Below are 9,634 nucleotides of genomic sequence, written 5' to 3' on the forward strand. Positions count from 1 at the left end.
GGTATGCTTGAAAAATAATATTTTTTCAGACGCAATTTATGCTGGTGTACCAAGCTGCTATAGTTAGAAAAGTCTAAAGCACCCGAATCGAGGTTATTATGAAAAATAAAAGGATCTATATATGTGAAGATAGTGCAGAAGGAATCTTTACCGCTATTTATGATGCATGGAGCAGTAGATATGGACATGAGTATAATCGTATTGAAGTTTCCATGAATAATGAGAATGGAATAAATTTGGAACTTTTTTCAGAGTATATTTATGTTAAAACAGACGAAGAAAAGGCAGTTAAGGTTGCAAAAGCAATAAAAGAAAAGATATCTATGGAAGCCTATGATATGGTCTGCCATGGAATATGGTCTGAAAAAGCAGAAAAGGCAGATATTGTGTACCGTTTCTTAATTCTGGGTTTTTCCATGGGGGCCAAGGTGGTAAATCATTTAGCCAATGATACTGTTATGAGTTTATTTGAGATGAACCGGAATGTATCCAATGAGGTTCATCACTTTCTGGGGTTTTTACGTTTTAAAGAAATTAACAATCATATACTACTAGCAAAAATAAATCCAAAGAATGACATAGTAAGATTAATAGCACCTCATTTTTCGGACAGACTATCTAATGGAAACTTTATTATTTACGATGAAAAAAGAAAAACTTCCATTGTTCATAAGGCTGGCTTTCCTTGGATTTATACAATAGGAGAACATCTGAATCTGGATAAAGCCGGGAATTTTTCCAATGCAGAAGAAGAGTTTCAAAGTTTATGGAAAACTTTTTTTGAAACAATAGGAATAGAAGCAAGAACAAATCATAAACTTCAAAGGAATAATCTTCCATTAAGATTCCGAAATCATATGACAGAATTTAATAAATAGTGAATTTTTAAAGCAAATTAAATCCAAGCATTTCTAATATGCATAATATAGAAAAATCAGTGGGATACTAAACGAGTAAAATGAAATAATTTTATAGGAGGAGTATCCATGAAAAGAAAACTATATTTATTATTAGCTGTTTGTTGTTTAACTTTCCTATCTTTTACTGCTTGTAATACTGGTAGAGGTACTAATAATTCAACTACATCAGATAGAAATGGTACTGGAAGTACGAATGTAGATGATAATAGAAATGGAACAACAAACGGAACAACAAACGGAACAACTAATGGTACTACCAATGGAACAACAACCAATGGTACTACAACAAACGGAACAACAACAAATGGAACCACAACAAACGGAACTACAACAAACGGAACAACAACAAACGGAACAACAACCAATGGTACTACAACTAACGGAACCACAACAAACGGAACTACAACAAATGGTACTAGAAATAATACCGTTGGTGGAGCAGTTGATAGGGTAGAAGATACCATTGAAAACAGAGTGAACAACAATAATAATCGTTAATTTTTAAGATTATTAAGAAACGAGTAGTTTAAAAGCTAAACTACTCGTTTTTCTTTTTCAAACAATCCTTACAGGTGCCGGATATTTGTATATAATGATCAGATATAGAGAATCCTTCCTTTTTCATGACATCTTCTATTTCATGTATGGGACATAGTGGCAAATCAAACATTTTTTTACAACTGTCACATATTACATAATGCTTATGATGATTTGTATTGTCCTTAATTTGATAAAACAATTCATTGTCATTTAAATAGTATTTATCGATTAGATTTTGATTTAATAAGGAATCAATATTTCGATAAATGGTCGATTTTGCAATGGTAGGTATTTCATGTATTATTTTTTGATATATATCATTAATCGACATAGGCCTTGAAGAATTGGTTAATATATCAAGTATTAATTGTCTTTGTTTTGTATTTCGTTTTTGTTCCATTAGCTATACTCCTTTGATGTGGTAAATAAAACAATGGAATGTTTACATATATTAAATAAAGTCTATCTCTATTTATCTCATATTGTCAATACTTTTATGGAGAAATCTGTTATGGTGAGGGTAATTCAATACTATAGAGCAGGTATTCTTTATTATTTATAGTAACCGTATTTTCTTTAGACATTCCGATTCTTTCCGCTACTTTGACAGACCTATAATTTTCCGGTTCAATAACTGTCACAATTCTTTGAATATGCAGGATATGAAAGGCATAATCAATAACTGCTTTCCCACTTTCGGATGCGAAACCTGATCCCCAATAATCTTTTGATAAAAGATAACCTAGTTCAATTTCTTCTTTTTCCTGGATTTTTCTATTTTGGATTCCGCATCTGCCAATTAATTTACCGGTTTCTTTATGATATATACCCCATAAACCGTATCCGTAGAAGGAGTATATATTTTTTATGTAAGCTTTTTGTTTCTCTATTTCAATGTCTAAATCCTTATCAACATCTTCAATGTGTTTATTCACATCAGGCTGAGCGTATATTTCCTTCAAATCATCCAAATCATTTTCAGAAAGTTCTCTTATAATTAATCTGGAGGTATCAGCTATAGTAACAGGCTCTCCATTCACTCTTGCATGAATCTGATTCACGTAGTTGTAATCAATTTCGTCAAAACCTTCTATAATAATACAGGCATCTGATAAGTTCTGATTCCCGGAATTGGGATTAGCAAATCCGATTACAGGAATGCCTGCTGATTTTCCAGCCATAAGTCCGCTATAAGAATCTTCTATAATAATGCATTCATTAGTATGAACGCCTAATTCCCTGGCAGCTTTTATGAATACATCAGGTGCAGGTTTTGGATGCTTCACTGTAGTTCCGCTGATTAAATGATCAAAATATTTTTTGATTCCCAGTGAACTTACTACTTCTTCTATATCCTGGGAAGAGGAAGAAGAAGCTATGGCTAATTTTATACCATGCCGATACAAGTCCTGGATTAATTCCTTTGTATAAGGAATAGGGGAATAACCTTCTTTATCAAGTAATTGTTTTCTGGATTTATTATATAAATCTAACAATTCCTCAATGCTATAGGTCAGATTATAATCATAAATGATAGTTTCTAACATATCTGCATTAGTTCTTCCAATAAATTGATAACAATACTCTAAAGTAATGTTAACACCTATATTTTCAAATGCCAATAGGGCAGCCTTAGCATGTAGTGGTTCACTGTCAATTAGCACTCCATCCATATCAAAAATTACAGCCTTTAACATTGTAAGTTCCTCCTTAACCATTTACACTATTATAGCAGAAGTAAACATGGATTTGAATAGCAAGATGATTGGCAGTAAAAGAAGGATTCATAATTAATCAGTGTATGAACCAAGATGGTATATAATTAAATAATATCTATAGAATTGCCTTTGTTTTTAGGTTTATCCAGTGGATTTAGGCTTCTTCCTTCATTCAAATAACTTCTTTTACAATTAACCTTTGTATGATATAATAACGCGTAGTGAACATCCACAAGCTTTCTTGTGGATAGGAGCGGAGCACAATATCAGTAACGGAAGGGCTCCTGATATAATTAAGGTTTAGTGAGCGTATGTAAACCTGCTTCATATAGGAGCAGAACTTATATTGCAGAAATTGGAGAAAATCATATATGGAAAAAGCAATTGTGAAATTAATAAAAGGTGAAGGAAGAACATTAAAATCCGGAGGTATGTGGGTATTTGATAATGAGATAGATTCTATTACCGGAGATTTTGAGAATGGAGATATAGTTGACATACATGATTTTGATGGCTATTTTATGGGAAGGGGCTTTATCAATACCAATTCCAAAATAGTAGTCAGAATTATGACCAGAATAAAAGGACAGGAAATCGATACACCATTTTTAAAGACACGTATTGAAGCTGCTTGGGAATATAGAAAAAGAACAGTAGATACAAGTAGCTGCCGCATTATTTTTGGTGAAGCGGATTTCCTGCCGGGAATTGTTGTAGATAAATTCTCAGATGTATTAGTTGTCCAGTCACTGGCTTTGGGAATAGACCGTATGAAGAATATAATTATTGAACTGTTAAAAGAGATTTTATTAATTGACGGAATTCAGATTCGTGGTGTATATGAACGCAGTGATGCGAAGGTGCGTATACAAGAAGGTATGGAACGGATCAAAGGTTTTCTGGGAGAACCTTTTGATACTAAGATTCAGATTATTGAAAATGGTGTAAAATATAATGTAGATGTAGAGGAAGGTCAAAAGACCGGTTTCTTTTTAGATCAAAAATATAATCGTGAAGCCATAAAGAAATTGTGTAAAGGAGCAGAGGTTTTGGACTGCTTTACACATACAGGATCTTTTGCGTTAAATGCCGGTTTAGCCGGGGCTAAAAGTGTATTAGGAGTAGATGCATCGGAACTGGGAGTAAAGCAGGCAGAAGAAAATGCAGCACTTAATGGTCTACAGGAAGTAGTGCATTTTCAATGTGCAGATGTTTTTGAGTTATTACCGGAATTGGAGAAGCAGGGTAAAAAATTTGATGTTATAATTTTGGATCCTCCTGCATTTACAAAGTCCAGGAATTCTGTTAAAAATGCAGTAAAGGGTTATCGTGAAATTAATCTTCGGGCGATGAAATTGCTGAAAGATGGAGGGTTTTTAGCAACCTGTTCCTGCTCTCATTTTATGACTCCGGATTTATTTTCAGATACGATTGGACAGGCAGCTAAACATGTAAGAAAGAGATTAAGACAGGTTGAATACCGTACTCAGGCTCCGGATCATCCGATTCTTTGGGCCGCAGATGAGTCTTATTATTTAAAATTCTTTATATTCCAGGTTTGCGATGAAAGATAGTTTATTATTTTAGACTAAGGAAAGAAAGACATAGGAAAGAAAGACACAGGTGTAATATGACCATTGTAGAAGCTTATAAATTCATAGAAGAATCAAATAAATATGGCAGCGTGTTGGGGCTTTCGTCTATGAAGACACTTTTAGCACGATTAGGAAATCCACAGGAACAATTAAAGTTTGTACATGTGGCCGGTACGAATGGAAAGGGTACTACTGCAGCTTATATTTCTGCTGTTCTTGCAGCAGCAGGCTATTATGTAGGAAGATATATTTCACCGGCAGTATTAAATAAAAGAGAAATAATTCAGATATCCTATAAATATGAGGCTTCCCATATTATAAGTAATGAGAATGGACAGAAGAGGGATACAGAGCCAGTTAAACATTCATCTATATTAACAAAATATATTTCAGAAGAAGATATTACATGCTATATAGAACAAATTCAAAAAGCTTGTGTCTCGATAACGGCAGAAGGTCTGCCTCATCCTACTGTTTTTGAAATAGAAACAGCTATGTCTTTCTTGTACTTTTTAGATTCCAAATGCCAGATTGTTGTTTTAGAGGTTGGTTTGGGAGGCAGATTAGATGCAACCAATGTTATAAACACTGTGGAGTGTGCAGTTTTAACTTCTATCAGTATGGATCATATGCATATTTTAGGCAATACTTTGGAACAGATAGCAAGGGAAAAGGCTGGAATTATTAAACCGGGTATTGAGGTAATTTCCTATGATCAAAAACCGGAGGCGAGAAAAGTTATTGAGGAAGTATGCAAAGAGATGGAATCTGGTGTGACCTTTGCCGACTTTAACAACATTAAGATAGAAGAGCAGGATTTAAAGGGTACTATATTTTCCTATGAGGAATGGAAACATCTGCACATAAATCTATTAGGTGAAAATCAGGTTAAAAATGCAGTTACGGCTATATTAACAATAAAAGCCTTGCAAAGGTCCGGTTACTCCATAACAGAGGAAGATATTTATACAGGTCTTTCAAATGCCAGCTGGAGAGGCAGATTTGAAATCTTAAAGAGAGAACCATTATTTATAGTAGATGGGGCTCATAATGAAGATGCTGCTGTTTCTTTAGCGAAAAATATAAATATTTATTTGAAAAATAAAAGAATAATTTACATTATGGGAGTGTTGGCAGATAAAGATTATAATGCTGTATTAAAACATACAGGGAAATATGCCAGTGTAATCCTAACCATAACTCCTGATAATTCCCGTGGATTAAGTTCCAGCGTATTGGCAGAGGCGGCAAATCAATATTGTAGTGTAGTTTATGACTGCAGTAGGGTTCCTGATGCTGTAAAGATGGCTTATAATATTGCAGGAGAAAGTGATGTAATATTAGCCTTTGGTTCTTTATCATATTTAAAAGAAGTGTATCAAGTATTGGATGTTACGATAAAATAGAGATTAATACAAAGGATTTGGCAGATGGGAGAAGAAGATGGATCAGAAGAAAATTGAAGAAGGGGTAAAACTTCTCTTGGAAGGCATCGGTGAAGATGTAAAACGGGAAGGGCTGCTGGAGACTCCAAGAAGAGTTGCCAAAATGTGTGAAGAAATATTTGGCGGATTAAAAACAGATGCCGAAGAATATCTTGTAAAAACTTTTACAGCTACTAATAATGAAATAATAGTGGAAAAAGAGATTCCCTTTTATTCAATGTGTGAACATCATTTGCTTCCTTTCTATGGTAAAGCGCATATTGGATATATTCCTGATGGAAAAGTAGTGGGGTTAAGCAAGCTTGCAAGAACCGTTGAAGTATATGGGAAACGTCCCCAGATACAGGAACAAATGACAGCCCAAATCGCAGATGATATTATGAAATATCTAAATCCAAAGGGAGTAATTGTAGTGCTGGAGGCGGAACATATGTGTATGACTATGCGGGGTGTCCGCAAACCAGGTACGCTGACCACTACTTTAGTAACCAGAGGAGCTTTTGAACAAAATCAGGAGCTAAAGAATACATTTTTTCAGCTAATAAAATAACACCTTTCAGAATTATTTATTGTTTTTAATTATTGGGAGAGCCGTAATATTATTGTGAAAAGGTATTCATAAAGGCAGGTGTTTAATGAAATGATTATTGGGAATAAAGAGTTTAAAATTAAGGAAAGAACCTATATTATGGGTATTCTTAATGTAACACCGGATTCTTTTTCCGATGGCGGAAGATTTAATACTTTATCCAATGCCTTGAAACGTGCAGAACAGATGATAAAGGAAGGTGCAGATATTATTGATATTGGCGGTGAATCAACCCGTCCTAATTATACAATGATCTCCCAGGAAGAAGAAATTGAGAGAGTGGTACCGGTTATTAAAGAATTAAAAAAACATTTTGATATTCCTTTATCTGTTGATACGTATAAAAGTAAGGTAGCTGAAGCTTCTTTAGATGCCGGTGCTGATTTGATTAATGATATATGGGGGCTAAAATACGATACAAACATGGCAAATGTCATTAGCAAATATAATGCAGCCACATGTATTATGCATAACAGAAAAGAAATTATATATGATAACTATATGGAAGATGTGCTTTCAGACCTGCAGGAAAGTATTGATATTGCTTTATCCGCCGGTATTAAAAGGGATAAAATCATAATAGACCCGGGAGTTGGATTTGCAAAAACCTATGAAATGAATTTAACTATTGTAAATCGTCTGGAAGAACTTCAGAAATTTAAGCTGCCGGTTCTACTTGGAACTTCGAGAAAATCAATGATTGGTAAAGCGCTAGATGAAACTGTAGAAAACCGATTAGAAGGAACCCTTGCAACTACTGTTATGGGTGTTATGAAGGGCTGTGATTTTGTAAGAGTACATGATGTTTTAGCAAACCTTCGGACAATTCGAATGACAGAAGCAATACTAAGGGAACGTTAAGTGCTGGTGAGAAAATTAAAATTGTCACAGGGTAATTTTGTACTTGCCCCAAATTCGCAGGCATTAGAAGTATGGAGAATTAATATGGATAAAATAGTAATTTCAAACCTTGAAGTATTTTCCCATCATGGTGTATATAAAGAAGAGAATGTATTAGGGCAGAAGTTTTTAGTATCTGTAGAAATTTTTACAGATTTATCAGCTGCTACAAAAAATGATGACTTATCAAAATCAATTAATTACGGAGAAGTATGCCATTTTATAAAAAAAGAAATGGAGCAAAATACCTTCAAGTTAATTGAAGCCTTGACCGCACATTTATCAAAGAAAATATTAATAGAGTTTAAGAATATAGAAAAAGTGAAAGTGGAAGTAAAAAAACCCTGGGCACCTATACTTTTACCCATAGATACTGTATCTGTAGAAATGGAAAGGGGATGGCATACCGTTTATATAAGTCTAGGATCCAATATGGGAGACAGGGAACAAAACCTGACTTCCGCAATAGACTTATTAAAATCCCACCAGGAGTGCCAGGTAGTAAAAGTATCCTCCTATAGTAATACAAAGCCGGTGGGAGAAGTGGAGCAGGAAGATTTTCTAAACTGTGCACTGGAACTAAAAACCCTGAAGACACCGGAAGAATTATTGGACTTTATTAGCGAAATAGAAAACAAATTAAAGAGAGTCCGAACCATCCACTGGGGCCCCCGAACCATTGACCTGGACATCTTGTTCTATGATCATACCATTATCAATACAGAAAGATTGACCATACCACACCCGGAAATACTTAATCGGGAATTTGTCTTAAATCCAATGTGTGAAATTGCTCCTTATTATATGCACCCAATTTATAATCAAACCGTAAGTCAATTATACGAAAATTATAAAAGAAACAATTAAAAATTTAGCTTATTTAACGATAGGACGCTTTGCTCTGTAGTTTGTTGGAAATCAGAAAGTGCTCATTAAAGCGTTCATAATGACTCAATTTATATGTTCAAGGATAACAGGGTGTATATTATAAATTTTGCTACCTTACCCTGTCGGCCGGATTACGCAAAATTTATAATATACACCCTGTTATCCTAATTTAGTTTATGAGAGTCATTATGAAAGCTCAATGAGTACTTTCTGATTTTAATTTATGTTGTGAAGCAAAGCTGTTTATGAAATAATTTTAATTACATCAATCAAGTTTAAATATATATTATGTATACTTAAGGAATAAATTCTCTGTCAGACAATAACTATTATTCTTTCCATATAAATAAAACAAATAGGTTCTCATTTCATATTATCTGTTTTAATAGCTTTAAAAAATTCTATATCTATCTATATAAGTTTTAAATATCTATTCCAAAAGAATTAAAACCTTTTCGAAACCTCCAAAGTTCAATTTATACATTGAGGTAAAGTTATATATTGAAACTTGTATTTAATTTAGTGCTTTAATTAATATAACATTCATTTAGTATACCCATGGACTTGTGTCAATAACGTAGACACAAAAAGTTTAACTTTTGATGCGGCTTATGCTGCTTCATTAGCAGCCTGCGGAGTCAAATAATTAATGGCACCATGAATCCTTTTTCTGTTGTACCAGGATTCAATATATTCAAATACAGCCTTGCGGGCAGTATTGAAATCATTGTATTTATGATGATTGATCTCTTCCTTCTTTAGCATGGAATGGAAGGATTCAATACATGCATTATCATAAGGATTTCCTTTTCGGCTAAAAGAATGAATAATACCTTTGAAAGACAGGTAATCCTCAAATATCCTACTGGTATACTGTGTGCCCAAATCGCTGTGCAGAATGATGCCTTCAATAACCTTTACATTTAAACATGCATTTTTAGCTGCCTGCATAGCCAATTCGGCTGTCATGGAAGTATCATAGGCATAACCAATAGAGTTGATTTCTTCTTTTTCTGATACTTTAAATGGAGATAGCTAC

Annotated in this window: 10 protein-coding genes; 7 read left to right on the plus strand and 3 right to left on the minus strand. The window is 33.8% G+C overall.

Annotated elements, in window-relative coordinates; genetic code table 11:
• The first annotated feature begins 98 nt into the window (after positions 1-98).
• Both BM183_RS11850 and BM183_RS20890 read left to right on the plus strand, forming a co-directional pair.
• Positions 99-878, plus strand: coding sequence for a TIGR03915 family putative DNA repair protein (locus BM183_RS11850; protein ID WP_091687093.1), 780 nt, complete (start codon positions 99-101; stop codon positions 876-878).
• 108 nt (positions 879-986) lie between these two features.
• A complete protein-coding gene (locus BM183_RS20890; RefSeq protein WP_176494691.1) occupies positions 987-1,418 on the plus strand; it encodes a hypothetical protein in 432 nt (143 codons plus the stop codon).
• 40 nt (positions 1,419-1,458) lie between these two features.
• Here BM183_RS20890 and BM183_RS11860 read toward each other — a convergent pair whose 3' ends face one another.
• Positions 1,459-1,860 carry a Fur family transcriptional regulator gene (locus BM183_RS11860; RefSeq protein ID WP_091687094.1) on the minus strand — a complete coding sequence of 134 codons (402 nt, stop codon included), beginning with the start codon at positions 1,858-1,860 and terminating at the stop codon, positions 1,459-1,461.
• Positions 1,861-1,969: 109 nt separating this feature from the next.
• Positions 1,970-3,157 (minus strand): GNAT family N-acetyltransferase, encoded by a 1,188-nt coding sequence (locus BM183_RS11865; RefSeq protein WP_170847982.1) that lies wholly within the window; start codon positions 3,155-3,157, stop codon positions 1,970-1,972.
• A gap of 392 nt (positions 3,158-3,549) precedes the next feature.
• On the opposite strand from BM183_RS11865, the gene BM183_RS11870 reads away from it, so the two are divergent.
• From BM183_RS11870 to folK, 5 genes are all read left to right on the plus strand, one after another.
• Positions 3,550-4,752, plus strand: coding sequence for a class I SAM-dependent rRNA methyltransferase (locus BM183_RS11870; protein WP_091687096.1), 1,203 nt, complete (start codon positions 3,550-3,552; stop codon positions 4,750-4,752).
• Positions 4,753-4,808: 56 nt separating this feature from the next.
• Positions 4,809-6,179: a bifunctional folylpolyglutamate synthase/dihydrofolate synthase gene (locus BM183_RS11875; protein WP_091687097.1), complete on the plus strand. Its 1,371-nt coding sequence runs from the start codon at positions 4,809-4,811 to the stop codon at positions 6,177-6,179.
• Positions 6,180-6,216: 37 nt separating this feature from the next.
• Positions 6,217-6,768 (plus strand): GTP cyclohydrolase I FolE, encoded by a 552-nt coding sequence (gene folE / locus BM183_RS11880; RefSeq protein WP_091687098.1) that lies wholly within the window; start codon positions 6,217-6,219, stop codon positions 6,766-6,768.
• A gap of 90 nt (positions 6,769-6,858) precedes the next feature.
• Positions 6,859-7,668: a dihydropteroate synthase gene (gene folP, locus BM183_RS11885; RefSeq protein ID WP_091687099.1), complete on the plus strand. Its 810-nt coding sequence runs from the start codon at positions 6,859-6,861 to the stop codon at positions 7,666-7,668.
• 84 nt (positions 7,669-7,752) lie between these two features.
• On the plus strand, positions 7,753-8,574 hold the full coding sequence (folK, locus tag BM183_RS11890) for a 2-amino-4-hydroxy-6-hydroxymethyldihydropteridine diphosphokinase (RefSeq protein ID WP_091687100.1): 822 nt from the start codon (positions 7,753-7,755) through the stop codon (positions 8,572-8,574).
• Positions 8,575-9,204: 630 nt separating this feature from the next.
• On the opposite strand, the gene BM183_RS11895 is transcribed toward folK, so the two are convergent.
• Complete coding sequence (locus BM183_RS11895; RefSeq protein WP_330392419.1) at positions 9,205-9,597, minus strand: integrase core domain-containing protein; 393 nt, start codon at positions 9,595-9,597, stop codon at positions 9,205-9,207.
• Between the last annotated feature and the right edge of the window lie 37 nt (positions 9,598-9,634).

Source organism: Anaerocolumna aminovalerica, assembly GCF_900115365.1.
In the GTDB taxonomy this organism is placed as follows: domain Bacteria; phylum Bacillota; class Clostridia; order Lachnospirales; family Lachnospiraceae; genus Anaerocolumna; species Anaerocolumna aminovalerica.